This window comes from Stenotrophomonas sp. YJH_SMC_138 (assembly GCF_059369855.1).
Genome location: NZ_JCAFTB010000009.1, coordinates 139,741 through 166,431, shown reverse-complemented (window position 1 = coordinate 166,431; position 26,691 = coordinate 139,741). Strand labels below are relative to the sequence as shown.

Here is a 26,691-nt window from a genome sequence, read left to right as displayed (position 1 = left end):
TTCCGCAGAGTCGAGCCATGCTCGGCTCTGCGGGCGATCACAACGCTACGCGGCGCTGTGCAATCCGCGATCGGCTTCGTGACGCTCCAGTGCCAGTTCGATCAGGCGCGTAATCAACGTCGTGTAATCGACTCCGCTGGCACCCCACAATTTCGGGTACATGCTGATGCGGGTGAAGCCCGGCAGCGTGTTGACCTCGTTGATGACGATCCCGCCGCCGGCAGTAAGGAATACGTCCACGCGCGCCATGCCGGCACACTCCAGCGCCTGGTAGGCCTGCAGTGCGATCTGCTGGATGCGCGCCTGGGTTGCGGCATCGATATCCGCAGGTACCACCACCTCGGCGCCAGTTTCGTTGATGTACTTGGTGTCGTAGGCGTAGAACTCGTCGTGCACCACCACCTCGCCGCACAGGCTGGCCTGCGGGTGCGCGTTGCCCAGTACCGCGCACTCGATCTCGCGGCCGACCACCGCCGACTCCACCAGCACCTTGTGGTCGTAGCGCAGCGCCAATGCCAGTGCCTCGGCGAAGCCCGCTGCGTCCTTGACCTTGCTCACGCCCACCGACGAACCCTGGTTGGCCGGCTTCACGAACAGCGGCAGGCCGAGCTGCGCGATCACCGCATCGACATCGACCGTTGCCGCCTGGTGGCGACGGATGCACAACCACGGTGCCACCTGCAGGCCAGCGTCGCGCAGCAGGCGCTTGGTCACGTCCTTGTCCATCGCCACTGCCGAACCCAGTACCGGCGAGCCGACGAAGGGCAGGTTGGCCATGCGCAGCAGGCCCTGCAGCGCACCGTCCTCGCCCAGCGGCCCATGCACGATCGGCAGCACCACATCGATCTGGCCCAGCGCGCTGGCCGGATCGGACGGCTGCAGCTGTGCCTGTTCCGCACCCGGGCGCACCGCCAGCGACTGGCCCGAGCGATGCAGCGCGATGCGCGACGGATCATCGGCGTTGATCAGGAAGGTGTCCGGCTGGTTCAGATGCCACTGGCCCTGCTTGTCGATGCCGATCAGCACCGGCTCGAAGGGCTCGCGATCAAGCGCATCGAGGATGTTCTTCGCCGACTGCAGTGAAACCTCGTGCTCGGAGGATTTGCCCCCGAAGATGATGCCGACCCGGGTCCGTGCCATGGGAATGCGATGTCCTGTGCGTTGCGTGGCCGTACAGCATGAACCTTCCATAGCCACCCAGGTGAGGCACAGATGAATCACCGGGCTGCCGGCTCGGGTAGCGGCCAACCATGGTTGGCCCCCTGACATCCAGCGCCGACCAAGGTCGGCATCTACCAACGCGAGATCCCATCAGCATTGGGGTCAGAGCCCGTTGCGCAGCAACGGGACCCCACCCCGCCATCCCACGGATCGCCAGCTTTTGAGGTTGAGGTTGCCGGCCAGCGGCCGGCACTACCGCGGGTGCCGGGCGGCAGCCCGGCGCAAGCCCCCCACCCACGCAGGTAGAATGCGCACATGGCTCTTTCCCTGCTCAAGTCCCTCAAGCCGGTCGCTGGCCGCGCCCTGCAGATCGCCCTGAACCGCGCGCTGGCGCTGGATCCGGATACCCGCCATGCACTGGCCAGCCTCGATGGCCGGCACATCGACCTGACCCTGGAAGCGCCGTCGCTGGCGATGCGCATCAGCGTCGACGGCGACCAGCTGCGGGTGGGCCCGGTGGATGCGCAGGAAGCCGACCTGGCCGTGCGCAGCAGCCTGGCCGGCGTGCTGGCGCAGCTGCCGCTGCTGGCCAACGCACGGCGCGGCGAGTCCAATAACAAGGGCCGTGTACGCGTGGCCGGTGACGCTGAACTGGCGCGACGCCTGCAGCAGCTGGCCAAGGGCTTCGATCCAGACTGGCAGCAGCCGTTCGTCAGCGTGTTCGGCGAGGTACTGGGCGTGCAGGTGGCCAACACCCTGCGCAGCGCCCTGCAGCACGCGCGCCAGGGTGCGATCGATCTGGCCCACAGCGCTGCCGAGTTCATCACCGAGGAATCGCGCGACGTGGTACCGCGCGCCGAACTGGATGCCTTCCACGATGATGTGGACGTACTGCGTGATGACGTCGAGCGCCTTGGCGCGCGCGTCCAGCGCCTGCGGGGTGCCGCATGAAGGCCGTGCTGCGGGCAAGCCGCATCGGCCGGGTGATCCTGCGCTACCGCCTGGACGACCTGCTGCACGGCACGCCGGCTGAGCGCTGGCTGCGCCTGGCCAAACCGTTCGTGCCGCGTGCTTCGGCCGACATCGCTGTACAGTCGCGCGGTGCGCGCCTGCGCCTGGCGCTGCAGGATCTCGGCCCGATCTTCGTCAAGTTCGGCCAGATCCTGTCCACCCGCCGCGACCTGGTGCCGCCGGACGTGGCCAACGAACTGACCCTGCTGCAGGACCGGGTCAAGCCGTTCGACGGCGATACCGCGCGCCGCATCGTCGAGGAAGCACTCGGCCTGCCGGTCAGCGAGGCATTCGCCAGCTTCGATACCGAACCGCTGGCCTCGGCCTCGATCGCACAGGTGCATGCGGCCACGCTGGCCGATGGCCGCCAGGTGGTGGTCAAGGTGCTGCGCCCGGGCATCGAGAAGCAGATCGACGCCGACATCGCCCTGCTCAACTCGCTGGCCGCCCTGGTCGAGCGTACCCATCCGCGTGCCGACAAGATCCGTCCGCGCGAAGTGGTGGCCGAAGTCGAGAACACCCTGGCCGCTGAGCTGGACCTGCAGCGCGAAGGCGCCAATGCCAGCGTGCTGCGCCGCTTCTGGGAAAACAGCGACGACCTGTACGTGCCGGAAGTGATCTGGAGCCACACCGCCGAGCGCGCGCTGACCCTGGAGCGCGTGTGGGGCATTCCGTCCGATGACATCGCTGCACTGGACAAGGCCGGCATCGACCGCAAGGCGCTGGCCGCCAAGGGCGTGCGGGTGTTCTACACCCAGGTGTTCCGCGACAACTTCTTCCATGCCGATGCGCACGCCGGCAACATCTGGGTCGATACCGATCCGTCGCGTCGCGCCAACCCGCGCTTCATCGCGCTGGACTTCGGCATCATGGGCCAGCTGTCGCAGGAAGATCAGTACTACCTGGCCGAGAACTTCATGGCCATCTTCAACCGCGATTATCGCCGCATCGCCGAACTGCACGTGCAGGCGCGCTGGATGCCGGACAACGTGCGCATCGATGATCTGGAAGCGGCCGTGCGTTCGGTGTGCGAGCCGTACTTCACCCGCCCGCTGTCGCAGATCTCGCTGGCCGAAGTGCTGATGAAGCTGTTCCGCGTGGCGCAGCGCTACCAGCTGACCCTGCAGCCGCAGCTGATCCTGCTGCAGAAGACCCTGCTGAACATCGAAGGTGTCGGGCGCCAGCTGGATCCGCAGATCGACATCTGGGCGGTGGCCAAGCCGGTGCTGGCGAAGATCCTGCGCGAGCGCTACAGCCCGCGTCGGGTCGTGCGCGAGATCGGCAAGCGCTTGCCGGAAATCATGACCCACGCGCCGGACATGCCGCGCCTGGTGCACGCCTGGCTGACCCAGCAGGTGGAGGGCCGCCATGAGCTGGCGATGCGCTCGCGCGATCTGGTCGCGCTCGATGCCAGCGTGCAGCGCCTGCAGAAACGCGCGGTCGGTGCGATCACCGGCGTCGGCCTGCTGGCCATCGCCGCACTGGTGTACGTGCTGCAGCCGCCAGGCTGGTACTGGGGCGACCTGCCGATGTGGAGCTGGGTGTCCGGTGCCGTCGGAGCGCTGGCGCTGGCGCGCGCGTGGTGGCGCTGAAGCCTGTTGATCGAGGGTCGGCGGCGTCACGCGCCGCCGACCAGCCACGGCTCTACCAGTGGTAGCCCAGGCCCAGGTGCGACTGCACGCTCTGGAAGCGGTCCAGGCGCGTCCTGTGCCAGGTCTTGCCAATGCCCATGTCCAGCACCAGATGCTCCCCCAGCGGCTGGCTGCGGCGCAGGAAGGCACGACGTGCATCGTGTTCGCGCAGCAGCAGCGGATCGGAATCGGCGGTGTAGCCGGACGTACCGCTGCCCAGCCACAGCTGGGTCGAACCACCGCCCTGCGCATCCTTCAGGCGCAGTGACAGCGTGGTGCCATGGCCGTCGGGCCCATTGGACTGGCGATGCCGCTCGTGGCGCAGTGAGGTGGTCACGCGCGGGAAGTAGTGCGAGGCACCTACCGACCAGCCACTCACGTATGCGCCGGCATGGTACTGGGCGTACTTGCCGCCCACGCTCAGCACGGTCTGCGGTGCCACCTTCCACTGGAAGTCCTGGTTGAGCTGGCGGTTGACGAATACCGGGTCATCGTTGGAGGCGGTGAAGGCGGTGCGGGTCGAAAAGCGTGGACTCCAGCGCTGGTGCAGGGAGCCCTGCACCCGATTGCCGCTGAAGCGTTTGCTGCCGTAGTCGCGTTCACCATGGGCCAGGCCCAGATGCCAGCGGCTGTCACCGCTGCGACCGGCCACATCCACGGTCTGTACGTCGCGCTTGCCAAAGCCATCGGTGTAGTCGGCATGATCCAGCTGCACCGAGACCCGGTCGATGCCGGCATGGGCGCTGGACACAGCCAGCAGCAGGGCGCACGGCAGTGCGCCACGGATGATCAATCGCATGGGGTTACTCCAGGGGTTGGGAATGCAGCGACTGCAGCAGCCGGTAGCGACCGGGCGGCAGGTTTCGTTCCACGGTGATGCGCGGGCCGAACTGGCTGCCCGGGGCGACGATGCGACCGGGCAGGATGATCACGCCGACGCCCAGCGCGGCACCTTCGCCGATCCAGGCGCCGAGCTTGTCGCGCTGGCTGTCGATGACGGTGTCGCCGATGTGGACGGTGACCGTTGCGCCATCCAGGCGATGGTTGCTGGTACGCACCAGCGCGCCCAGGTAGGCACGGGCGTCGACGCGGCTGTCGGCGATGAAGCACTGCGGGCCGATGCAGGCGCCGTCGCCGATCAGTGCGTTCTTCAGTTCACTGGCAAAGCCGATGCGCACACCGTCACCGATGTGCAGCGGACCGCGCAGCAGTGCGTTGTTGCCGATCAGGCAGTCGCGGCCGATCGATACCGGCCCGTGCAGCTGGGCGCCGTCGCAGATGCGGCTGCCAGCGCCGATCCGTACCTCGCCCCGCACGATCGCACGCGGCGAAACCTGGGCGCTGGAATCGACGTGGGGTGGCAGCGTCGATAGCGCGTCGGCCATGGCGGCGAGGTCATTCCACCACATGCGGATACCTGGTCGGCTTGTCGCGTGCCGGCTCGCGGCCGGTAAACAGCCCGGCCACGCCATGCATCAGCCAGATCGCATAGGCGAGCAGCACGTACAGCATCGAGAACGCGGCGGCAGGGACCAGCGACGCGCGGCGGTGGTGGATCGCACTGATCACCGCCAGCAACATGACGATGCCGATCCAGAACAACGGCATCACCGACAGGGCGAGGCCACCCGGCCCATGCAGCTGGGCCGCACCGAACCAGACCTGCAGCGTCAGCACGATGCCGGCAAGGGCAAGCAGCATCATCGGCAGGATGCTGAACACGCCGAAGCGGGTCAGCAGCAGGCCGCGATGCAGGCGCATGCATACCGCATAGCCGACGATCCAGCGTCGCCAGCGCCGCCATTCCTCCACCAGCGTGTTGCATTCCTGCGGGTAGACCACGCAGCGCACGCTCTGGCGGACACGGTAGCCCTGCGCGACCAGCGACCAGGACATGTCCAGGTCTTCGACGCGGGTACGGTCGGAGAAACCGACCTTGCGCAGCACCGAGGTGCGGAACAGGCCACACGAGCCGGAGACGATGAACGGTGCGCCGCCCAGCCATTGCTGGAAGCTGCGCTTGATGACGATCATCGGCAGCTTCAGGCTGGCGCGCACATGCGGCAGGAAGCCGGCACCCTGCAGGCTGGACGAGGGTACGCCACCGACCGCATCGGCACCGCGCTCGATCTCGTCCAGCAGGTGGCCCAGGCCATGGCCGCGCGGATCGATGTGGGTGTCGGCGTCGGTCAGGAACACCTGCTCGGCGGTGGCGTGCCGCAGGCCATGCATCAGCGCGCCGCCCTTGCCGGTGTTGGCCTGGTGCACGGCCACGAGGCGCCCGGGCCAGCGCGCCTGCAGCGCATCGAGTACCTGGGCGGTGTTGTCGGTGGAACCGTCATTCACGCAGATCACCCGTGCCACGTAGGGGTTCTGCAGCAGGCCGGTCAATGAGCGCTCCAGACAGGGGGCTTCGTTGTAGGCCGGCACGATCGCATCGATGCTGTACAGGCGCGTGCTGGGGCGACGCGAGGCCTGCACGCACACACGCACCAGGATGAAGGCACACATGGCCAGGAACAGCAGCGTTTTCATCACAGCACCAGCCGGTAGGGCACGAAGCCCTCACTGGGGCCGATGCCGATCTGCTGGCCGCGGAACTGCGCGTGGCAGCGCAGGTGGTCCTCCTGCATGTAATGGCGATCGCCCTGGCTGGCATGCTCGCGCAACGCATGGATCTTCAGGTCCAGTTGTGCGCTGATGTCCTCGAACACCTGCGGTGCGAACTGCGGCAGGGTGCTGGGGCTCTCGTAGCAGAGGATCTGCGGGATGCTGCGGCAGGCGATGATTGACGCTTCATGGACGGTGCGATGGTCCTGGTGGTGGTCTTCGCCGCACATCGTGTAGACGCGATGCGGTGCGATCTGCGCGCAGGCCTGCTCGATCACCGCGACGATGTCGTTGCGGCAGGCAGGAAAGCGCGTATCCGGGAAATCCTGCTGGATCACCTCGGTCACACCCAGGCGGCGCAACGCGCGGTGGGATTCGTCGCTGCGGTCGATGCCGGCATGGCAGCCACGGCCACCACGGCTGAGCACCAGCGCATGGATGCGTGCACCGTCGCGGGCCAGCTTGGCCAGGCTGCCGCCGCAACCGAGTTCGATGTCGTCGGGGTGGGCGCCGATTGCCAGAATGTCGAGAACCATGGCCGTGTCCTTGCGGAAACCAATGAGGGCCGCGGGCCGGTGGACCATCCCGCGTGAAGAAGGCGGGAACTATCGCAACCCCATCGGAGTACAGGCTTAAGACAAGTACGAAATGTGGCCGGACAGGCCACAATGCTCACCCTTGCTGTGGCAAATGAAAGAAGCAATGACGATGCAGCTTTCGGAATTGAAGAACGAACTGGCACGCTTCGGTGCTGAAAACGACGCGCATGAAACCGAGCGCGCCCGGCGCATGCTCAACATCACGCCGGACACCGGTGAATTCCTGTCGGTGCTGGTGCGTTTCGGCAATGCGCGCCGGGTGCTGGAGATCGGCACCTCCAACGGTTATTCCACGCTGTGGATTGCCGAAGCCGCAGCCGCCATCGACGGCCACGTGACCACACTGGAATACGCCGCGGACAAGGTGGCGATGGCGCGTGACACCTTCGCGCGCAGTGGCCTTGCCGATCGCATCACGCTGGTCCACGGCGATGCCGGGCAGTGGCTGGCACAGGCCGCCGATGCCAGCATTGACCTGCTGTTCCTCGATTCGGACCGCGAACAGTACGCCGGCTGGTGGCCGCAGCTGCGCCGTGTGCTGCGGCGGGGCGGCCTGCTGGTGGTGGACAACGCCACCTCGCACGCCGCGCAGATGGAACCGTTGCGCGCGTTGCTGGATGCCGATCCGGACTTCGGCACCAGCCTGGTGCCGGTGGGCAACGGCGAGCTTCTGGCCGTGCGCAACCCTTGACCGCCGCGCCACCAACCCGGGGTCAGATCCCTTTTCCGCAGGAAAAGGGATCTGACGCCGATCAGGGCGCCCGTATAATCCTGCGGTGAGCACCGAACCTGACACCCTCGCCGCGGTCGAGACCGAAACCGCGCCCCTGCAGCTGCTGCACCTGGACGAGCGCCTGGCCGTGGTCAACAAGCCCGCCGGGCTGATGGTCCACGACAGCAAGCTGGCCCGTGGCGAAGATGATTTCCTGGCCGACCGCCTGCGCGAGCAGCTGGGCCGCCCGATCTTCCTCGTGCACCGCCTGGACCGGGCCACCAGCGGCTGCCTGCTGCTGGCCTTCGACCGCGAGACCGCCAGTGCGCTGGGCAAGGCGTTGATGGGGGGTGAAGTGGCCAAGGACTACCTGACGGTCTGCCGGGGCTGGCCGGCCGAGCTGTCCTGGCGGGTGGACCATGACCTGGACGGCGGGCCGGGCAAGCCGGTGAAGAAGCCGGCGGTCACCGACTTCCAGCGCCTGGCCACCGGCGAGCTGTCGGTGCCGGTGGGTGAGTTCAGCAGTTCGCGCTACGCGCTGCTGCGCTGCCAGCCGCAGACCGGGCGCTTCCGGCAGATCCGCCGGCACCTCAAGCACCTGTCGCACCACATGATCGGCGACACCAGCCACGGCGATGGCCGCCACAACCGCATCTTCCGCATGCAGGGCGTGCACCGCATGCTGCTGCACGCCGAGCGCCTGCGCTTCCCGCACCCGGACGGTGGCAGCGTGGATGTCAGTGCGCCGCTGGATCGCGAGTTCCAGAAGGCGCTGGACCTGTTCGGCTGGCAGGTGGACGACGCCTGATGCTGCTGCGGTAAGCCGAGCGTGGGCTCGGCTCTACAGCCAGCGGCCGGGCGTGGCCCGGCGCACCCCGTTATTTCTTTTCCGGCTCGTTGACGATCGCTTCCAGGTCCTTCTGCAGATCCGCGAACAGCGGCTGCATGCGCGCCTGGATCGCCACCATCACGTTCTGCATCAGCGCCGGGGTCTTGTCCAGCAGGCTCTGGCCGGCCGCGCTCTCGTAGAACTCGGCCATTGCCAGCACGTCTTCCTTGCTGAAGGTCTTCTTGTACAGGTCCACGTACATGGGCCGCAGCTGTTGCCACGACATCGCCTGGCGCAGGGTCTGGCTGGTCCGGGCCTGGATCCGCTTCAGCTGTTCCTGCTGCTGGGCGGTGAGCTGGCGCTGCGCGGCCACCTGCTGGAACTGCTGCTGCTGCATGGCTTCGATCTGCGGCACCATGGTGTCGATCATGCTCTGCGCGCGCGAGGCCGACAGCAGGCGGTTGATGTCGCCGTCGGTCGGCGGGGCGGCCAGGGCCGGAACGCTGGCCACGGCCAGCGCCAGCAGCAGGGCGGCGCGGCGCAGCAGGGACGGCAGGGCGGGTGTGGAGCGGGTCATGCGGGGCTTCCTGCGGTACATGGGACCGCCAGCATACCCGCAGCCCAGGCGAAGGCGGCGTGTTCGGTGCCTGATCGGCGGCATACGGGGCGCGATGGCGTACTTCACCACCTGCCTGCCGCTACAATGCGCGGATGGGCAGTGGACCGGTCACCATCAGCGCGCAGCTTGAAATCCCCGACGGCGAGATCGTCGAGCGGTTCGTGCGCGCCAGTGGCGCCGGCGGCCAGAACGTCAACAAGGTGTCCACCGCGGTGGAACTGCGTTTCGACGTGGCCAACTCGCCCTCGTTGCCCGAACCGTTGCGCGCGCGCCTGCTGGCGCGGCGTGACCGGCGCATGACCGGCGAAGGCGTGCTGGTCATCGACGCGCAACGTTTCCGCACCCAGGATCGCAATCGCGAGGATGCGCGCGAGCGGCTGGCGGCCTTCATCCAGGCCGGGCTGAGCGTGCCCAAACCGCGCAAGGCCACCAAGCCGACCCTCGGGTCGAAACTGCGTCGTCTGGACGCCAAACGCGGGCGCGCGCAGATCAAGCGCGGGCGCTCATCACGTGACTGGGAGTGATTGCTTGAACAACCCGACTTCGTTGCTGCCGGCCGTGCCGCCGCAGATGCCACAGGTCAAACCCAACGCCTTCCTGCGCTGGCTGGCGCGCTGCACCCTGCGCATGGGCGGCTGGAAGGTGACCGGCACCCTGCCGGACATCCCCAGGCTGGTCTTCATCATCGCCCCGCATTCGTCCAACTGGGACGGGCTGTGGGGCATGGCGGCCAAGATCGCGCTGGGCATGAAGGTGAAGGTGCTGGGCAAGGCCTCGCTGTTCTGGTGGCCGCTGGGCCCGCTGCTGCACAAGCTGGGCGTGATCCCGCTCGATCGCAGCTCGCCGCAGGGCACCGTCGGCCAGGCCGTGGACCTGCTGCGCAACAACGAGAAGATGTGGTTCGCCATCACGCCCGAGGGCACCCGCAAGGCCGTGAAGGACTGGAAGGCCGGCTTCCTGAAGATTGCCCGGATGGCTGACGTACCGATCCTGACCGCGTATTTCCACTATCCGGAAAAGACCATCGGCATCGGTCCGCTGTTCACCCCGAGCGGCGACGATGTGGCCGACATGGCTGCCATCCGCGAGTTCTACCGGCCCTGGATCGGCAAGACCCGCGGCACGGTCTGAGCCGGTTGCAGGCCGCCGCATAGACGCCACGTCCGGCACATGCCGGGCGAGCGCGACAGGAGTAGGGTGGAGGGCTGGTATCCATACCGTCTGCCCAAGGAGCGTTTTACATGTCGCGTACCGTAGTCCTGGCCGCCGCCATCAGCCTGGCGCTGGCGGCCTGTTCCGGCAAGGAGTCCACCCCCGTGTCCGATGCCCAGAAGACCCCGGCCCAGCAGCCGGCCGAAGCCTCCACCAATCCGCTGCTGAGCGCGAGCACGCTGCCGTTCCAGGCACCGCCGTTCGACAAGATCAAGGACAGCGACTACCTGCCGGCGTTCGAAGAAGGCATGCGCCAGCACCTGGCCGACGTGCGCAGGATCGCCGACAGCAGCGAGCCGGCCACCTTCGACAACACCATCGTGGCGATGGAGCGCAGCGGCGAGACCCTGACCCGCGTGTCGCGCATCTTCTTCGGCCTGGTCCAGGCCGATACCAACGACGCACGCCAGAAGATCCAGGAAGAAGTGGCGCCGAAGCTGGCCGCGCACCAGGACGAGATCAACCTCGATCCGAAGCTGTTCGCGCGCGTGAAGTCGCTGTACGACCAGCGTGACACGCTGGAGCTGGACCCGGTGCAGAAGCGCCTGGTCGAGCACTACTACGATGGCCTGGTGCGCGCCGGTGCGCAGCTGTCCGACGCCGACAAGGCGAGCCTGCGCAAGCTCAACGTGGAAGAGACCACGCTCTCCACCCAGTTCCACACCCGCCTGGTGGCCGCCACCGCTGCTGCGGCCGTTGTCGTTGACGACAAGGCCAAGCTGGCCGGCCTGGACGAGGGCGCTATCAACAACGCTGCCGCCGCCGCCAAGGACCGCAAGCTGGATGGCAAGTTCCTGCTGCCGCTGCAGAACACCACCCAGCAGCCGGTGCTCGGCTCGCTGAGCGACCGCGACCAGCGCGCCGCCGTGCTGAAGGCCTCGGAAACCCGCGCCGAGCGCGGCGATGCCAACGACACCCGGCAGACCGTGCAGCGCCTGGCCCAGCTGCGTGCGCAGAAGGCCAAGCTGCTCGGCTTTGACACCTTCGCCGACTACCAGCTGGGCGACCAGATGGCCAAGACCCCGGCTGCCGCGCTCAAGCTGCTGACCGACACCGTGCCGGCCGCCACCGCCAAGGCACGCGCCGAAGCCGGTGAGATCCAGAAGGTCATCGACGCGCAGAAGGGTGGATTCCAGGTCGCCGCTTCGGACTGGGACTTCTACGCCGAGCAGGTGCGCAAGGCCAAGTACGATCTGGACGAGTCGCAGATCAAGCCGTACTTCGAACTGGACAACGTGCTGCAGAACGGCGTCTTCTACGCCGCCACCCAGCTGTACGGCATCACCTTCAAGCCGCGCACCGACATTCCGACCTACAACCCGGACATGAAGGTGTACGAAGTGTTCGACAAGGACGGCACCTCGCTGGCGCTGTTCTACACCGACTACTTCAAGCGTGACAGCAAGTCCGGTGGCGCCTGGATGGACGTGTTCGTCGAACAGGACGGCCTGACCGGTGCCAAGCCGGTGGTCTACAACGTCTGCAACTTCACCAAGCCGGCCGCCGGCCAGCCTGCGCTGATCAGCTTCGACGACGTCACCACCATGTTCCATGAGTTCGGCCATGCGCTGCACGGCATGTTCTCGAACGTGAAGTACCCGTCGATCGCCGGCACCGCGACCTCGCGCGACTTCGTCGAGTTCCCGTCGCAGTTCAACGAGCACTGGGCGCTGGACCCGAAGGTGTTCGCCAACTACGCCAAGCACTACAAGACCGGCGAGGCGATGCCGCAGGAGCTGGTCGACAAGATCCTCAAGGCACGCAGCTTCAACCAGGGCTACGCGACGACCGAGTACCTGTCGGCGGCGCTGCTGGACCTGGCCTGGCACACGCAGAAGGCCGACGCGCCGCTGCAGGATGTCGGCGCCTTTGAAGCCAGCGCGCTGAAGAAGTTCAAGGTCGACCTGCCGCAGGTGCCGCCGCGCTACCGCACCACCTACTTCGACCATATCTGGGGTGGCGGTTACTCGGCCGGCTACTACGCCTACTTCTGGGCCGAAGTGCTCGACCATGACGCCTACCAGTGGTTCACCGAGCACGGTGGCCTGACCGCGGCCAATGGCCAGGAGTTCCGCGACAAGATCCTCTCGCGCGGCAACAGCGTGGAACTGTCGACCCTGTACCGCGATTTCCGTGGCAAGGACCCGTCGGTGGAACCGCTGCTGAAGTTCCGCGGGTTGAAGTAAGAAAGCGAAAACGGCGGGGGCAACCCCGCCGTTTTTCTTTCTGTAGCGTCGAGCCATGCTCGACGTTCTTCTGTAGAGCCGAGCCCACGCTCGGCTGATGGTTCCTGGAAAGGCAGCCGAGCATGGGCTCGGCTCTACAAACAGCGTTACGTTCCCACGTGCACCCGGTTGGCCTGCTCGCCCAATCCCAGATGATCCAGTGCGATGTCCAGCGCCAGCACGTAGCTCTGCGCGCCGTAGCCGGCGGCGATGCCCAGGCGCTGGCCGACACCAGCCGGCAGGCACGGCTCGGCCACTGCGCCGTCGTCATGCACTTCCACATAGGCGTTGTGCAGGTACGGCAGCAGGCGCTGCAGGCGCAAGCTGTTGGCACACGCGCCCGGGTCGAGCAGGGTCACCTCGCCGCGGCTGTGGTCGGCCACGCGCAGGGCGTCCAGCAGTTCCTGTTCCGAACCACAGGCACGGATCGCCACGCTGGTGCCGGCGTCGATCGCACGATGCACCAGTGACTTCAGGACCGGTGCCGGCAGCGGCATCGCGGTGCGGATCAGGGCGCCGGCCGCTTCCGGGCCACGGATGATGAAGATCGACATGGCTCAGCCCTCCTGTGCCAGGCGGCGGCCGACAATGGCCAGCGACAACGGGTAGCCGGCCTGCTGGCTGCGCTGGTCGACCACCACGGCGGCGGGACCGTGCTGCAGGCGCAGGCGCGCATCCAGCCCTGGCTCGCTGGGGGCCTGCAGTTCGATGTACTGCGCCGGCAGCCGTTCCAGCGCCGCCTGCAGCGCGCCACCTTCGGCCTGCCATTGCGCCTCGTCAGCGTTACCGACATCCAGCAGTACCCAGTCGGCCGAGCGCGCCTGCGGCTGGCACAGGCACTGGCGTACCTCGGACAGGCTGGCGCAGTCGCTGCACAGCACGCGATGGCCGGCCAGCTGCGTCGGCAGTTGGGGACGCGGTGCCGACGAAGAGGCGTGGCGGATCACCAGGAGGGTCATACAACACCTTGCGGAATGCGCCCTGCGGCGCGGTGGGCACACGATGCGCGTGCCGCCCGTAAAGGTGCGATGCCCGCGGCCGGTCCCGCGCGTAAAACCTGCGTAACCCTTCCTGTAGAGCCGAGCCTGCGCTCGGCCGCTCTGCGCCCCAGTCGGGCAACCTCGACGCTGCAAGGAACAAGCCGAGCGTGGGCTCGGCTCTACCGGATCGCGTCGCGGGAACCTCTCCCGCCTGGATGTGGTCTGATGCAGCTACCACCTACCCGGAGCCTGTCATGGATGCTGCTGCCCGTCCTCCCTTGTCCGAACGCGCGCTGGTCTGGCTGAAGAAGGAAGCATTGCCGCTGCTGGTGATGCTCGGCCTGCTCGCCGCCGCCCGCGATACCCTCGCCAACCACTACGTGGTGCCGAGTGGCTCGATGCAGCCGACCCTGCAGCCGGGCGACCGGGTGGTGGTGGACATGCGCGCCTACGGCCTGCGCCTGCCGTTCACCGGCAAGGAACTGATGGCCACCGGCGTCCCGCAGCGCGGTGAAGTGGCGGTGTTCGATTCACCGGCCGACGGCACCCGCCTGATCAAGCGCGTGGCGGCGGTGGCCGGTGACCACGTGCAGATGCGCGAGGGCCATCTGAGCATCAACGGCCAGCCGCTGCAGATCGCCGATCTGCAGGACGTGGAAGCCTTCGGCGAGCGCCGTGCCCGCCTCGACCTGGACATGGGCGGCGGTCCGGACATCGCCGATCTGGTGGTGCCGGCCGGCAAGGTGCTGGTGCTGGGTGACCACCGCGGCAACAGCTTCGACGGCCGCTTCTTCGGCTTCGTCGACGCCGACAAGGTCTACGGCCGTGCGGTGGCGGTGTACTACCGCCGCGGCGACGGTTTCGAGTGGCAGCGCCTGTAAGCTGAATTGATACTTCTTGGGTATCAATCCTGACTTATCAGGTTATGGATCGACTGGATCGACAGGCCTAGTCTGAGGCCCGTTCCCTCCCATGCCCGGCCGCCCCACCGGCCCTTCGATCCCATGAATGGCGAAACCGCGGCGGCCGTCGAGCGCCGCCCCCCCACTGTCGATCCCATCGCCGAGACCCGCATCCAGCAGGGCACGCCGGCCTTCCGCCGCACCGCGCTGGCACTGTTCCTGGCCGGCTTCTCCACCTTCGGCCTGCTGTACACCGTGCAGCCGCTGCTGCCCGAGTTCAGCCGCCACTTCGGCGTGTCCGCCGCAGGCAGCGCGATGTCGTTGTCGCTGACCACCGGCACGCTGGCGGTGGCGATGCTGTTGGCCGGCCTGCTGTCCGATGCGGTCGGCCGTCGCCCGTTGATGATCGTTGCGCTGTTGGCGTCGGCCATGCTGTCGCTGAGCACGGCGCTGGTGGACGACTGGACCACGCTGCTGGTGCTGCGCACCCTGCTTGGCCTGGCGCTGAGCGGCGTGCCGGCAGTGGCGATGACCTACCTGGTCGAGGAGATGGACAGCCGCGCGCTGGGCCTGGCGATGGGCCTGTACATCGGCGGCAACGCCATCGGTGGCATGAGCGGGCGCCTGCTGGCCGGCATCATCGCCGATCACTGGGGCTGGCGCTGGGGCATCGGCGTGGTCTCGATCATCGCCGTGGCCAGCACCGTGCTGCTGTGGCTGCAGCTGCCGCCGTCGCGCCATTTCAGCGCGCGACGCGATGGCCTGCGCGAGTTGCCGTCGCGCTGGCGCACGCTGTTCGCCGACCGGGGCCTGCCGTGGCTGTTCGCCACCTCGTTCGTGCTGATGGGCGTGTTCGTCACCCTCTACAACTACCTGGGCTATCACTTGCTGGCGCCGCCGTACCACCTCAGCCAGACCGTGGTCGGGCTGATCTTCAGCGTGTACCTGGTGGGCACCTTCAGTTCGGCGTGGATGGGCCAGCAGGCTACGCGGTACGGGCGCGGCCGCATCCTGTCGATCTCGTTCGCGCTGATCGGCGCCGGCATCGTGCTGCTGGCGATGCCGTGGCTGAGCACGATGGCCCTGGGCATCGCGCTGGTGACCTTCGGCTTCTTCGGTGGCCACTCGGTGGCCAGCAGCTGGGTCGGCAGCCGTGCCGGTACGATGCGCGCGGAAGCGTCGGCGCTGTACCTGTTCGCCTACTACCTGGGCTCCAGCGTGCTGGGCGGGGTGGGTGGCCTGGCCTACGCGGCCTGGGACTGGCTGGGCGTGTGCGCGTTCGCTGCCGTGCTGACCCTGATCGGGGGCGGCATCGTCTGGGCGCTGCAGCAGCGCGCGCCGCAGCCGGTCACGGCCTGACGCCAGCCTCGCGTTCCGCACGGGCGCGGCGTTGCTCTGGTAGATGCCGACCTTGGTCGGCGCTCTGGCACGGCAGCCAACCAAGGTTGGCGTCTACCAAACCTAGGTGGGTGGCACTTCACCCTTCGGCGAACGCCCCGCGCAACAGCCCGGCGAAGTTTCGGATCAGCGGCGTCACCCCCTCGCGGTGCCATGCCAGCTGCACCTCCGAATGCGCACCGGCATCGGCCAGCGCCACGAAGCGCGCGCCTTCCACGCGGATGTGATCGCAGGACGAGGGCAGGATCGCCGCACCCAGGCCTGCAGCCGCAAGACTGATCAATGTCGATGCCTCACCGGCTTCCTGCACGATGCGCGGCGTGAACCCGGCGGCCGCGCACAGCGCGATCATGTGGTCATGGATGCCCGCGCCCGCGCTGCGGCGAAATGCCACGAACGGCTCCTGCGCGAAGTCGCGTAGCGACAACGTGCCCTGCTTCGACAGCCTGCGCAGGGCAGGGTGGTCGGCATGCACGATCAACGCCAGTGGATCGACGAACAGGCTGTGCGCCACCAGCTCCGGCGGCAATGCGCGCTTGCGGATGATGCCCACGTCCAGTGAACCGTCGAGCAGCGCATCGATCTGCTGCAGCGTGTTCATCTCGCTCAGCTGCAGCCGCACCTGTGGGTACTGCTGGCGGTAGCGCAGGATCGAACGCGGAATCTGCGGCGACAGCGGCGTGGCCCGGGTCAGGCCGATACGCAGTTCGCCCTGCTCGCCGCGCTGCGCGCGCTGTACCTCGTCCACCGCGGTTTCCACCTGCTGCACGATGGCCCGTGCGCGCTCCTGCAGCAGCTCACCCGCAGGCGTCAGCTGCACACGACGATGGCTGCGCACGAACAGGCGCGCCCCGATCAGGTCTTCCAGCTGGCGGATCTGCTGGCTGAGCGGCGGTTGCGACATGCCCAGCCGCTCCGCCGCCTGGCCGAAGTGCAGCGTATCGGCAACGGCGAGGAAGTAACGCAGGTGGCGGAGTTCGATGGACATGCGCCCAGTCTATGCATCGCCAGCCACAAATGGGGTCAGATCCGTTTTCCTGCGGAAAACGGATCTGACCCCGGTCACCCGCCATCTACGGATAGCAGGCTTTTGCTGTTGCTTTGGCTTCAGCAGGTGCAGGGCGCAGCCCTGCCGAACACCCCTCACCGCTCCGAATGCCCGCTCTGGTCGTAATCGCGCGGACTGAACAACTCCGGCTGGATCAGCTCGATGAACGCGCGCGCCTGCGCCGACAGCGCCTTGCCCCGGCGCACGATCACCCCGTAACTGCGCTCGGGGAACCAGCGCTTCATCGACCGCGCCGCCAACCGCTCGCGGTCGGCCTCGTTCAGGCACAGCGCCGGCACGATGGAAATGCCCATGCCCATCGCCACGTACTGCTTGATCACCTCCCAGCCGCCCACTTCCAGTGCCACGGTGTAGGCGATGCGGTGGCGCTGGAATACCTGGTCAACCAGCCGGTAGGTGATCTGCCGCTTCGGCGGCAGCACCAGCGGATAGCGCGCGATGTCGGCCAGCTCCAGCTCGCCGCCACTGGCCAGCGGATGGTCGTGCGGCGCGATCAGTACCTGCTCGAAGCGGTAGGCCGGGGCGTAGGTCAGGTCGGCCGGTACATCGGTCATCGAACCGATCGCCAGGTCGGCGGCGTCCTCGCGCAGCAGGTCGGTGCCATCGGCGCTGATCGCGTTGTGCAGGGTCAGGCGCACGTCCGGGTGGTGCAGGCGGAAGCGCTCGACGATCTTCGGCAGCAGGTACAGGATCGTCGAGCTGTTGGCGGCGATGTTCAGCTCGCCCGCATCCAGGCCGCGCACCTTGTCGCGGAAGCGCGCCTCCAGCCCGTCCAGGTTCTCCACCAGCGGCTGCGCCATCTCGTACAGCAGCTGGCCCTCGCGGCTGGGTACCAGGCGGCGCCCACTGCGCTCGAACAACGGCACCCCCAGTTCCCGTTCCAGGGCCTGCAACTGCAGGCTGATGGCCGGCTGGCTGACGAAAAGTGCCTCAGCCGCCCGTGAGACCGAGCCCAGGCGCACCGTCTGGCAGAACGCACGCAATGGCTTCAGCCGGTCGGATTTGTAGGAAAAACGCGGACTTGGCGGGGTGCGTGTGCTCATCGTGTCACGAGTATTAGCACAACTTATGTCGAACATTGCAAAAACTGTTTTGCCAAATACTCCGGCCCAGCGGCACCGTGGAGACGTTCCCCCACCGCTGGAGTCGCCCCATGTCCGCCGTCGCTTCCGCTGTTCCCACCCCTGCCAGCAAGGCTACCCCCGGCATCGCCCTGGCGACCCGCGTGGCCGGCCAGGACACCGTGCTGCCGGCGCCGCTGCTGGCCCTGCTGGTGTCGCTGCACCGTGCGGTGGAACCGGGCCGGCAGGCACGGCTGCAGGCGCGCCGCGAGCGCCAGGCGTTCTTCGACGAGGGCGGCCTGCCGGACTTCCGCGAGGACACCGCTGCGATCCGTAGCGGCGACTGGCGCGTTGCGCCGCTGCCGGCCGCGCTGCAGGACCGCCGCGTCGAGATCACCGGCCCGACCGATCCGAAGATGGTCATCAACGCGCTGAACTCCGGCGCCAAGGTGTTCATGGCCGACTTCGAGGATTCGACCTCGCCGACCTGGCGCAACCTGCTGGCCGGGCAGCAGTCGCTGGCCGCCGCGGTGCGTGGCGATCTCGACTACACCGCCCCCAATGGCAAGCACTACACGCTGCGCCCGCATGACGAGCAGGCGGTGCTGATCGTGCGGCCACGTGGCTGGCACCTGGACGAAAAGCACGTGCGCATCGATGGCCAGTTCATCGCCGGCGGCCTGTTCGACGCGGCGGTGTTCGCCTTCCACAACGCCCGCACCCTGCAGGCGAAGGACCGCGGCCCGTACTTCTACCTGCCCAAGCTGCAGAGCATGGAAGAGGCGGCGCTGTGGGAAACCGCGCTGTCGCACATCGAAGGCATGCTCGGCCTGCCGCACGGCCAGATCAAGGTAACCGTGCTGATCGAAACGCTGCCGGCGGTGTTCGAGATGGATGAGATCCTGCACGCGCTGCGTGACCGCATCGTCGGCCTGAACTGTGGGCGCTGGGACTACATCTTCTCGTACCTGAAGACCTTCCGGCGCCACGCCGACCGCGTGCTGCCCGAGCGCGGCCAGGTGACCATGACCCAGCCGTTCCTGAAGGCCTATTCGGAACTGCTGATCCAGACCTGCCATCGCCGTGGTGCACATGCGATGGGTGGCATGGCCGCGCAGATTCCGATCAACAACGATGCCGCCGCCAACGAACAGGCGATGGCCCGCGTGCGCGCTGACAAGCTGCGCGAAGTGACCGCCGGCCACGACGGCACCTGGGTCGCGCATCCGGCGCTGATTCCGGTGGCGATGGCGATCTTCGACGAACACATGCCCGGTGCGAACCAGCACAGCGTGCTGCGCCAGGATGTGTGCGTCGGCCGCGACGAACTGATCGCACGGCCGCCCGGCACCATCACCCGCGCCGGCTTCGAAGGCAACGTGGAAGTCTGCGTGCGCTACCTGGCGGCATGGCTGGATGGCAACGGCTGCGTGCCGATCCACCACCTGATGGAGGACGCGGCCACCGCCGAGATCAGCCGCAGCCAGTTGTGGCAGTGGCTGCATACGCCGGGCCAGCAGCTGGACGATGGCACCGCCATCGACCTGGCACTGCTGGATGCCACGCTGGCACAGCTGCCGGCACGGCTGGGTGACACCGCCACGCTGCCCGGTGGCGCACGCATCGGCGAGGCCATCGCCCTGCTCGGCGAACTGAGCCGCAGCGACGAACTGACCGATTTCCTGACCCTGCCGGCCTACGCGCGCATCGACTGATCGCCGCCCGCGATTCCCGGCGTTTCCCTCCCCGCTGCACGCACGAACCGAACTGGAGAAAGACATGAGCAAGCTGCCCACTGCCGAACAGATCCAGCACGACTGGGATACCAACCCGCGCTGGGAAGGCATCCAGCGCAACTACAGTGCCGCCGACGTGGTGCGCCTGCGCGGCACCGTCCACATCGAGCATTCGCTGGCCCGCCTGGGTGCGGAGAAGCTGTGGGCATCGCTGCATGAGCGCGAGTTCGTCAACGCGCTGGGTGCATTGACCGGCAACCAGGCCATGCAGCAGGTCAAGGCGGGCCTGAAGGCGATCTACCTGTCCGGTTGGCAGGTGGCGGCCGACGCCAACCTGGCCGGGCAGATGTATCCGGACCAGTCGCTGTACCCGGCCGATTCGGTGCCGGCAGTGGTCAAGCGCATCAACAACACGCTGCTGCGCGCCGACCAGCTGCACCACGCCGAAGGCAAGGACGACATCGACTTCCTGCAGCCGATCGTCGCCGATGCGGAGGCCGGTTTCGGCGGCGTGCTCAATGCGTTCGAGCTGATGAAGGCGATGATCGAGGCCGGTGCCGCCGGCGTGCATTTCGAAGACCAGCTGGCGTCGGTGAAGAAGTGCGGGCACATGGGCGGCAAGGTGCTGGTGCCGACCCGCGAGGCGATCGAGAAGCTCAATGCCGCGCGGCTGGCCGCCGATGTGCTGGGTGTGCCGACCCTGCTGGTGGCGCGCACCGATGCCGAAGCGGCTGATCTGCTGACCAGCGACATCGACGGCAACGACAAGCCGTTCACCACCGGCGAGCGCACCGTCGAAGGCTTCTACAAGACCCGCAACGGCCTGGACCAGGCGATCAGCCGTGGCCTGGCCTACGCGCCCTACGCCGACCTGGTGTGGTGCGAGACCGGCAAGCCGGACCTGGAATTCGCACGCAGGTTCGCCGAGGCGATCCATGCGAAGTTCCCGGGCAAGCTGCTGGCCTACAACTGCTCGCCCAGCTTCAACTGGAAGAAGAACCTGGACGACGCCACCATTGCGAAGTTCCAGCGCGAACTGGGCAGCTACGGCTACAAGTTCCAGTTCATCACCCTGGCCGGGTTCCATGCGTTGAACTACGGCATGTTCAATCTGGCCCACGGCTACGCACGCCGCCAGATGAGCGCGTTCGTCGAGTTGCAGGAAGCCGAGTTCGAAGCGGCCGAGCGCGGCTTCACTGCGGTCAAGCACCAGCGCGAGGTCGGTACCGGCTACTTCGATGCGGTGACCCAGGCGATCCAGCAGGGCCAGTCGTCGACCACCGCGCTGACCGGCTCGACCGAGGAAGAACAGTTCCATGGCGGGCGCAGCGAACGCGCGGCGTGATGCGGCGCGCCGCGTGATCCGGTGGTGCCGGCCGCTGGCCGGCAACCCATCGATGTTTCCGAAGCCCATGCAGTTGCCGGCCAGCGGCCGGCACTACCGGGCTCCGGGTGATCAGGGTGGCCAGGGAAGGGCCAGACAACGCCGGCCGGTCGGGGGACCAGCCGGCGTTGTTGTATCGATGCAAGGGCGCAGCACGCGCGGAGCGTCAATCAGGCGCACCCCGGTGCCGGCAACTTGGCCGAAACCCTGTGAAACCCGGCATCGGATTGATCCAGCAGGAGTTTTGCCCGGACACCCGTGACCAGAACGGGCCATCACCGATCTTCACATCAATCAAGATCGGCAGAAGGGTCAAAATGAGATAGGGCGCACACTTTAAAGCGGTGCTATGCTCCGCGGCTCACCAGGGGACGCTGGCGGCGGGTGCAGGGAATGACCGGCAGGGGTGCGGCCGAGAACAGTGATGTGACGACAGGTATCGCCCGGGTGGCGATGGCCGAGATCGTGCACGCTCTGTTGTCCGATGCCGAGGTGGCATTGTTCGCCAGATTCGCCCGCGCATGCAAGCTCCGTGCCGGACAGTGGCTGTTCCAGCGTGGCCACCGCGGCGAGCGCATGTATGTGATCCTCGAAGGCCAGATCGAACTGGACTTCGGCGAGGACCTGGTGATCAAGACGCTCGGGCAGCACGAGTTCTTCGGAGAACTGGGCCTGCTGGTCGGCGACCACCTGCGCAGCGCCAGTGCGCGCGCGCTGGTCGACTGCGATGTGCTGGAGCTGGGCCCGGCCGATTTCCATCGGCTGGTCGAATCCGATCCCGGCCTGGTGGCCTATTTCCTGCGCCGTACGATCATGCGCGTGCTGGCCAACGAACAGGCACTGATCGCACAGCTGCGCCGGCGCAACCACGATCTGGAAACCGCGCTGGACAATCTGTACATCACTACCCATCAGTTGACCCACACCCGTGAGCTGGTGCGTACCGATGAACTGACCGGGCTGCACAACCGCCGAGGCCTCACCCTGTACCTGCAGGAGTGCCGCGAGCGGGCCGAGGGGCCGCCGCAGGCGCTGCTGCTGATCGATTGCGACCGCTTCAAGCAGATCAACGACCGCCACGGCCACCAGGCCGGCGACCGCGTGCTGCAGAGCATGGGCAACATCCTGCGCTCGATGGCCGGCGAGCAGGACCTGGCCTGCCGGCTTGGTGGCGATGAGTTCTGCCTGATCCTGCGCCGTGGCAACCGCGAGATCGCGCAGCACGCGGCCGAGTTCATCATCAGTGCGGTGCATGGCCTGCTCGAGCGCAGCCATGGCACGCCGCATGTGAGCCTGGTCAGCATCGGCGCCTGCCTGCTGGCGCCGGAGGCAGGCTGGAGCGAGTGGTATGCCTGCGCGGATCGTGCGCTGTACCAGGCCAAGCGCGATGGCGGCAACTGCCTGCGCTGGGCGGATGATCCGGACGGCCAATAGGGAGAGGCAGGCGATGAATGGCGACAACGGAACGTCAGCCCCGCATAGCCCACAGCTGCGCGCCCTGCTGTTCACCGATCTGTGTGATTCGCTGCAGCTGGTCGAGCGGATCGGCGATGTGGCGGCGGCAAGCCTGTTCCAGGAACACGATCGCCTGGTACTGGTGCTGCAGCAGCGCTGGAACGGCCAGCTGATCGATCGCTCCGATGGCTTGTTCATGCTGTTCGAGCGCGCCGTCGACGCACTGGGCTCCGCCTTGGACTACCAGCGCGAACTGCACGCGCTGGGCCAGCAGCGCGCGATTGAACTGCGCGCGCGCGCCGGCCTGCACGTGGGCGACGTGCTGACCTGGGAGAACAGTGCCGAGGCGGTCCGTGCCGGTGCCAAGTCGATGGAGGTGGAAGGCCTGGCCAAGCCGATGGCGGCGCGCCTGATGATGCTGGCCCGCCCCGGCCAGATCCTGCTGTCGGCGGTGGCCGAATCGCTGACCCGCCGTGCCACCGATGCACTGGGCGAGCGTGGCACGCGCCTGCTGTGGAAATCGCACGGGCGCTGGCGCTTCAAGGGCGTGCCGGTGGTGCAGGAAGTGATCGAAGTGGGCGAGATCGGTTCGGCGCCGCTGCGCATGCCGCGCGCCAACGCCAAGGCGCGCCGCGACCTGCCGCTGTGGCGGCAACCGCTGGTGCTGGCCGCCGAAGGCCTGATCCTTGCCGCGGCCGTGCTGGGCGGCTGGCTGCTGCTGCGGTCGGAGCCGGCCATTGCCTTCGCCGAACGTGACTGGGTGGTGCTTGGCGATGTCGACAACCTCACCGGCGATCCGATCTTCGATGACTCGATGCGGCACGCGATCCGGATCGCGCTGGAACAGTCGCGCTACGTGAACGTGCTGTCGGAAGGCAAGATCCGCGAAAGCCTGGAAATGGCGCGGCTCTCGGGCGATACCCGGCTCAACCGCGATACCGCGGTCGATGTGGCGGTGCGGGAGGGCGCGCGCGCGGTGCTGCTGCCGACCGTGCGGCAGAAGATCGGTGGCTACGAGCTGGCCATCGATGTTGCCGCACCGGGCAGTGGCCAGGTGATCCAGACCTTCACCGCCACCGCCGATCGATCCGACCAGATGGTGTTCGCCGTGGACGACGTGGTCGGTCGCCTGCGTCGCGGACTGGGCGAGTCGGTGGCCAGCCTGGAGCAATCCCTGCCGCTGCCGCGCGCCTCGACCCAGGACCTGCGCGCACTGCGCGCGTTCGCGCTGGCCGAGAGCGCACTGGGTCAGCGTCGCTTCGAAGAAGCCCGCAACCTCTACCAGGCCGCGATCGACATCGATCCCGGTTTTGCCCTGGCCTACATGGGCGTGGCCAAGCTGCATGCGCGCACCGCGCAGGTCGCGGACGCGCGTGACGCGCTGGAGCACGCGCTGGCCCAGCAGCAGCGCCTGCCCGCGCGTGAGCGCCTGTACCTGAAGGGCTGGCAGGCCGAACTGGAACCCGGTGGCTGGCCGCTGGAACAGTGGCGTGCACTGGCCAAGATCTATCCGGATTCGTTTGCTGGGCTGTCCAATACCTCCTGGGGGTTGCTGCAGGACAATCGCTTCACCGAGGCCGAGCCCTATGCGCGCGCTGCGACGGTGCCTCAGGACCCGTTGCGGCTGTATCCGACCATCCATCTGGCGCGGGCACAGCTGGGCCTCGGCCAGCCGCAGCAGGCAATGCGCACCTTGCGCCAGGCACGGATGTTGCGCGGCAATGACGAGGCCGACGACCTGGATGTGGACGTGCTGGTTGCGCAGGGCCTGGATGCACAGGCGCAGCAGCTGTTGATGCGGTTGCCGCGGGGGGACGACCTGCAACAGCGCATGCGCCTGCGGGCCCACCTGCTGGTGGCTGCGGAGCAGCGTGATTGCAGCAGTTTGCATGCCGCGATTGCTGCGGACGGTCCAGCACCGGATCTGATCGACTACCAGATCCATCAACGCCTGCAGCACGCCACCGTGACCACGCTGTGCACGGCCGGCGATGCGAAGGAGCTTGAATCCATTGCCGCCGTGCTGCGGCCGCTGCTGCGGAACAACGACGACTCCGCCGTGGGCAGCCGCAGCCTGCAGCTGCTGGCCCTGACTTATCTGGCCCAGCGCCAGGGCCAGCATGCGCTGGCCGCAGAGTGGCTGCGCGACCATGGCGAACTGCTGGAGCGGCAGCGCAGCCCTGTGGTGGGCAAGTGGCGTCGGGTTGTGTTGGCGATGGCCGAACTGGCGCAACAGCGTCCGCGGGCGGCACGCCATCTGCTCGAGCCCACCTTTGATGGCAGCGAACCTGTGCAGGCCCACGTTGTGCTGCTGCAGGCACTGCGTGCCGAGCAGGACACTGCCGGCGTGCGTCGCGAGCAGGCCTGGCTGGCCCTGCACCACGGCCAGGCCATTGCCGAGGTGGCGTCCATGCAGGTCTGGCAACCCCTGAATGTGCACGACATCGCCACCGAGGCGACGTCGGTGCGAGTGTCGCGCTGATGCGGACTCAGGCGTTGACGCGCTCGTCGATGCGGTCGGCTTCGAAGCAGAACACCACGGTCATCGAGGCGGTCGAGGTACTCAGGTACGCATGCAGCGAATCACGGGTGCGGCTCAGCTCCTCGACCGAGGCCAGGGTGCCGATCTTCATGCAGTCGTTTTCGCCAACGGCACCGTCCAGCCCGATCGAGGCCAGGGCCTTGGCCGGCGAAGCGGTGAAGTGGCTGCGGAACGCTTCGCTGCCGATCAGGTGGTCCAGCAGGGTGCTGGCGTCGGCGGCGGAAAGACGGGGATGGCTCATGGGGATTGTCCGTAGGTGGAGCTACTCCTATCGGCCGCGACAGCCTGCCATTGAGGGCCGCGCTGTGCACGTCGCTAAAGTTGGCCGCGCTGCGGTCGTTGCTGCTATGCCGGCTGTGCGGCACAAGGAAGGAAACCGATGCGCCTGCGCCGCTGCGCCAGCCTGATGTTCGAGCCTCGCGAGGCGGTCACCCTGGACCTGCGTGCGATGCTGGCCGGCCACGCCGAGATGGACAGCCAGATCAGCTGGGTGGCGCTGGCCGCCCACCTGGACCAGCCACTGCCGGTGGACGCCGAGGAGCGCCAGCTGCTGGGCGGGCTCAGCGCGCACCGCTGGAGCGAACCGCCCGCCGATGCCTGCCCGGCCATGCTGGCCCGCCTGGTCGAGCAGGGCCTGCTGTTGACCGACCCACCGAGCGAGGTGGGGCACCAGATGCGCGACGAGGCGCTGCGGCGCAGCCAGTGGTGGCCATTGGCTGCGCTGGCCCATCGCCATGCGCGCTGGCAGGCCGTGGACAGCGTGGAGGACATGCGCCGGCAGGGGTTGGACACCGCGGCCGGCCTGCGCCAGCGCCTGGGGCCGCCACCGCCGGTGGTGCAGCCCATGCAGGGCGACTACCAGCCGCTGCCGCGCAGCGAAGAGGCCGCGTTCGATGCACTGCTGGCGCGTCGCACCACCTGCCGCAATTTCGACCCGCAGCGCGCGTTGTCGCTGCCGCTGCTGGCCCAGGTGCTGCAGCGTACGCTGATGGCGCACGCGGTGCAGAAGGTCGAGCGCGATACCGAGTTCCTGAAGAAGAACGTGCCTTCCGGTGGCGGCCTGCATCCCACCGAGGGCTTCCTGCTGGTGCAGAACGTGGAAGGACTGGCGCCGGGCTTGTACCACTATCATCCGGTGCAGCACGCCGTGCTGCCGCTACCCTCGCCACCGCCGCAGGCGTTGCCTGCGATGGCGAGGCGGATGCTGTCCGGGCAGGCGTGGTTCGCCGATGCGCCAGCGCTGCTGGTACTGGCACCGCGTTATGACCGCTGCTTCTGGAAGTATCGCAACCATGCCAAGGCGCACCGTGCGGTGACGCTGGACGTGGGCCACATTTCGCAGTTGCTGTACCTGTGCGCCACCGAGCGCGGGCTGGCAGCATTCGTGACAGCGGCGATCAACGATGCCGATGTCGATCGTGCTTTTGGGTTCGATGGCATCGGCCAGAGCGCGATGGCCATCTGTGGCCTGGGCTGGCGCAGTGCCACGCTGGACACGGCCGAATTCGATCCGGCCGGGCGGGTGGCGACGGGCGACGACCGCTGAGCGGCCGCC

Annotated in this window: 25 protein-coding genes; 14 read left to right on the top strand and 11 right to left on the bottom strand. The window is 67.6% G+C overall.

Going from position 1 to position 26,691, the window contains the following annotated elements; all coding sequences use genetic code 11:
- Nucleotides 1–45 precede the first annotated feature (45 nt).
- Nucleotides 46–1,140 (bottom strand): D-alanine--D-alanine ligase, encoded by a 1,095-nt coding sequence (gene ddlA, locus AC5P7I_RS17785; protein ID WP_262087929.1) that lies wholly within the window; start codon nucleotides 1,138–1,140, stop codon nucleotides 46–48.
- A gap of 336 nt (nucleotides 1,141–1,476) precedes the next feature.
- Here ddlA and AC5P7I_RS17780 point away from each other — a divergent pair, with 336 nt between their 5' ends.
- Together AC5P7I_RS17780 and ubiB are read left to right on the top strand one after the other, a co-directional pair.
- Complete coding sequence (locus tag AC5P7I_RS17780) at nucleotides 1,477–2,112, top strand: ubiquinone biosynthesis accessory factor UbiJ (protein ID WP_005420772.1); 636 nt, start codon at nucleotides 1,477–1,479, stop codon at nucleotides 2,110–2,112.
- The gene (gene ubiB, locus AC5P7I_RS17775; protein WP_014645548.1) at nucleotides 2,109–3,764 is read left to right on the top strand and encodes a ubiquinone biosynthesis regulatory protein kinase UbiB; all 1,656 of its coding nucleotides are present in this window, start codon (nucleotides 2,109–2,111) and stop codon (nucleotides 3,762–3,764) included. Before AC5P7I_RS17780 ends, ubiB begins: the two co-directional genes overlap by 4 nt.
- A 52-nt stretch (nucleotides 3,765–3,816) precedes the next feature.
- Here ubiB and AC5P7I_RS17770 read toward each other — a convergent pair whose 3' ends face one another.
- From AC5P7I_RS17770 to AC5P7I_RS17755, 4 genes are read right to left on the bottom strand one after another with little or no spacing between them, the layout of a single operon-like run.
- Nucleotides 3,817–4,602 (bottom strand): YaiO family outer membrane beta-barrel protein, encoded by a 786-nt coding sequence (locus tag AC5P7I_RS17770; protein ID WP_262087930.1) that lies wholly within the window; start codon nucleotides 4,600–4,602, stop codon nucleotides 3,817–3,819.
- Between the two features lie 4 nt (nucleotides 4,603–4,606).
- Nucleotides 4,607–5,212: an LbetaH domain-containing protein gene (locus AC5P7I_RS17765; protein WP_032962223.1), complete on the bottom strand. Its 606-nt coding sequence runs from the start codon at nucleotides 5,210–5,212 to the stop codon at nucleotides 4,607–4,609.
- On the bottom strand, nucleotides 5,199–6,338 hold the full coding sequence (locus AC5P7I_RS17760) for a glycosyltransferase family 2 protein (protein WP_014645551.1): 1,140 nt from the start codon (nucleotides 6,336–6,338) through the stop codon (nucleotides 5,199–5,201). The genes AC5P7I_RS17765 and AC5P7I_RS17760 overlap by 14 nt, the downstream gene beginning before the upstream one ends.
- Nucleotides 6,338–6,949, bottom strand: a complete 612-nt coding sequence (locus tag AC5P7I_RS17755; RefSeq protein ID WP_014645552.1) for a PIG-L deacetylase family protein — start codon at nucleotides 6,947–6,949, stop codon at nucleotides 6,338–6,340. The genes AC5P7I_RS17760 and AC5P7I_RS17755 overlap by 1 nt, the downstream gene beginning before the upstream one ends.
- A 166-nt stretch (nucleotides 6,950–7,115) precedes the next feature.
- Between AC5P7I_RS17755 and AC5P7I_RS17750 the strand changes: the two genes are divergently transcribed.
- Both AC5P7I_RS17750 and AC5P7I_RS17745 read left to right on the top strand, forming a co-directional pair.
- Nucleotides 7,116–7,703: an O-methyltransferase gene (locus AC5P7I_RS17750; RefSeq protein WP_262087931.1), complete on the top strand. Its 588-nt coding sequence runs from the start codon at nucleotides 7,116–7,118 to the stop codon at nucleotides 7,701–7,703.
- 85 nt (nucleotides 7,704–7,788) lie between these two features.
- On the top strand, nucleotides 7,789–8,532 hold the full coding sequence (locus tag AC5P7I_RS17745) for a pseudouridine synthase (protein ID WP_014645554.1): 744 nt from the start codon (nucleotides 7,789–7,791) through the stop codon (nucleotides 8,530–8,532).
- A 70-nt stretch (nucleotides 8,533–8,602) separates the two neighbouring features.
- Here the strand turns inward: AC5P7I_RS17745 and AC5P7I_RS17740 are convergent, their stop codons facing one another.
- Entirely contained in the window at nucleotides 8,603–9,151 is a 549-nt protein-coding gene (locus tag AC5P7I_RS17740; RefSeq protein ID WP_401730180.1) for a DUF2059 domain-containing protein, read from the bottom strand.
- A 113-nt stretch (nucleotides 9,152–9,264) separates the two neighbouring features.
- Here AC5P7I_RS17740 and arfB point away from each other — a divergent pair, with 113 nt between their 5' ends.
- The 3 genes from arfB (at nucleotide 9,265) to dcp (ending at nucleotide 12,570) form a co-directional block, all read left to right on the top strand.
- Entirely contained in the window at nucleotides 9,265–9,696 is a 432-nt protein-coding gene (gene arfB, locus AC5P7I_RS17735; protein ID WP_005420755.1) for an alternative ribosome rescue aminoacyl-tRNA hydrolase ArfB, read from the top strand.
- Nucleotides 9,697–9,700: 4 nt separating this feature from the next.
- A complete protein-coding gene (locus AC5P7I_RS17730) occupies nucleotides 9,701–10,303 on the top strand; it encodes a lysophospholipid acyltransferase family protein (protein ID WP_014645556.1) in 603 nt (200 codons plus the stop codon).
- A gap of 110 nt (nucleotides 10,304–10,413) precedes the next feature.
- Nucleotides 10,414–12,570, top strand: a complete 2,157-nt coding sequence (gene dcp, locus AC5P7I_RS17725) for a peptidyl-dipeptidase Dcp (protein ID WP_049405170.1) — start codon at nucleotides 10,414–10,416, stop codon at nucleotides 12,568–12,570.
- A gap of 146 nt (nucleotides 12,571–12,716) precedes the next feature.
- On the opposite strand, the gene AC5P7I_RS17720 is transcribed toward dcp, so the two are convergent.
- Both AC5P7I_RS17720 and AC5P7I_RS17715 read right to left on the bottom strand, forming a co-directional pair.
- Complete coding sequence (locus AC5P7I_RS17720; protein WP_100450891.1) at nucleotides 12,717–13,163, bottom strand: 3-dehydroquinate dehydratase; 447 nt, start codon at nucleotides 13,161–13,163, stop codon at nucleotides 12,717–12,719.
- Nucleotides 13,164–13,166: 3 nt separating this feature from the next.
- Complete coding sequence (locus tag AC5P7I_RS17715) at nucleotides 13,167–13,568, bottom strand: hypothetical protein (protein WP_262087932.1); 402 nt, start codon at nucleotides 13,566–13,568, stop codon at nucleotides 13,167–13,169.
- Between the two features lie 275 nt (nucleotides 13,569–13,843).
- On the opposite strand from AC5P7I_RS17715, the gene lepB reads away from it, so the two are divergent.
- Both lepB and AC5P7I_RS17705 read left to right on the top strand, forming a co-directional pair.
- Entirely contained in the window at nucleotides 13,844–14,470 is a 627-nt protein-coding gene (gene lepB / locus AC5P7I_RS17710) for a signal peptidase I (protein ID WP_014645559.1), read from the top strand.
- A 123-nt stretch (nucleotides 14,471–14,593) separates the two neighbouring features.
- Complete coding sequence (locus AC5P7I_RS17705; RefSeq protein WP_262087933.1) at nucleotides 14,594–15,850, top strand: MFS transporter; 1,257 nt, start codon at nucleotides 14,594–14,596, stop codon at nucleotides 15,848–15,850.
- Nucleotides 15,851–15,968: 118 nt separating this feature from the next.
- On the opposite strand, the gene AC5P7I_RS17700 is transcribed toward AC5P7I_RS17705, so the two are convergent.
- Nucleotides 15,969–16,877: a LysR family transcriptional regulator gene (locus AC5P7I_RS17700; RefSeq protein WP_014645561.1), complete on the bottom strand. Its 909-nt coding sequence runs from the start codon at nucleotides 16,875–16,877 to the stop codon at nucleotides 15,969–15,971.
- A gap of 155 nt (nucleotides 16,878–17,032) precedes the next feature.
- Complete coding sequence (locus tag AC5P7I_RS17695) at nucleotides 17,033–18,001, bottom strand: LysR family transcriptional regulator (protein WP_046427979.1); 969 nt, start codon at nucleotides 17,999–18,001, stop codon at nucleotides 17,033–17,035.
- A 110-nt stretch (nucleotides 18,002–18,111) separates the two neighbouring features.
- Between AC5P7I_RS17695 and aceB the strand changes: the two genes are divergently transcribed.
- From aceB to AC5P7I_RS17675, 4 genes are all read left to right on the top strand, one after another.
- The gene (gene aceB / locus AC5P7I_RS17690; protein WP_075076692.1) at nucleotides 18,112–19,734 is read left to right on the top strand and encodes a malate synthase A; all 1,623 of its coding nucleotides are present in this window, start codon (nucleotides 18,112–18,114) and stop codon (nucleotides 19,732–19,734) included.
- A gap of 64 nt (nucleotides 19,735–19,798) precedes the next feature.
- Nucleotides 19,799–21,100: an isocitrate lyase gene (gene aceA, locus AC5P7I_RS17685; RefSeq protein ID WP_019337654.1), complete on the top strand. Its 1,302-nt coding sequence runs from the start codon at nucleotides 19,799–19,801 to the stop codon at nucleotides 21,098–21,100.
- 432 nt (nucleotides 21,101–21,532) lie between these two features.
- On the top strand, nucleotides 21,533–22,573 hold the full coding sequence (locus AC5P7I_RS17680) for a GGDEF domain-containing protein (protein WP_041862962.1): 1,041 nt from the start codon (nucleotides 21,533–21,535) through the stop codon (nucleotides 22,571–22,573).
- Nucleotides 22,574–22,586: 13 nt separating this feature from the next.
- Entirely contained in the window at nucleotides 22,587–25,076 is a 2,490-nt protein-coding gene (locus AC5P7I_RS17675; RefSeq protein WP_495222171.1) for a putative peptide modification system cyclase, read from the top strand.
- 7 nt (nucleotides 25,077–25,083) lie between these two features.
- On the opposite strand, the gene AC5P7I_RS17670 is transcribed toward AC5P7I_RS17675, so the two are convergent.
- A complete protein-coding gene (locus AC5P7I_RS17670; RefSeq protein ID WP_014645567.1) occupies nucleotides 25,084–25,377 on the bottom strand; it encodes an NHLP-related RiPP peptide in 294 nt (97 codons plus the stop codon).
- Between the two features lie 138 nt (nucleotides 25,378–25,515).
- Here AC5P7I_RS17670 and AC5P7I_RS17665 point away from each other — a divergent pair, with 138 nt between their 5' ends.
- Nucleotides 25,516–26,682, top strand: a complete 1,167-nt coding sequence (locus AC5P7I_RS17665) for a putative peptide maturation dehydrogenase (protein WP_262087935.1) — start codon at nucleotides 25,516–25,518, stop codon at nucleotides 26,680–26,682.
- The last annotated feature ends 9 nt before the right edge of the window (nucleotides 26,683–26,691 follow it).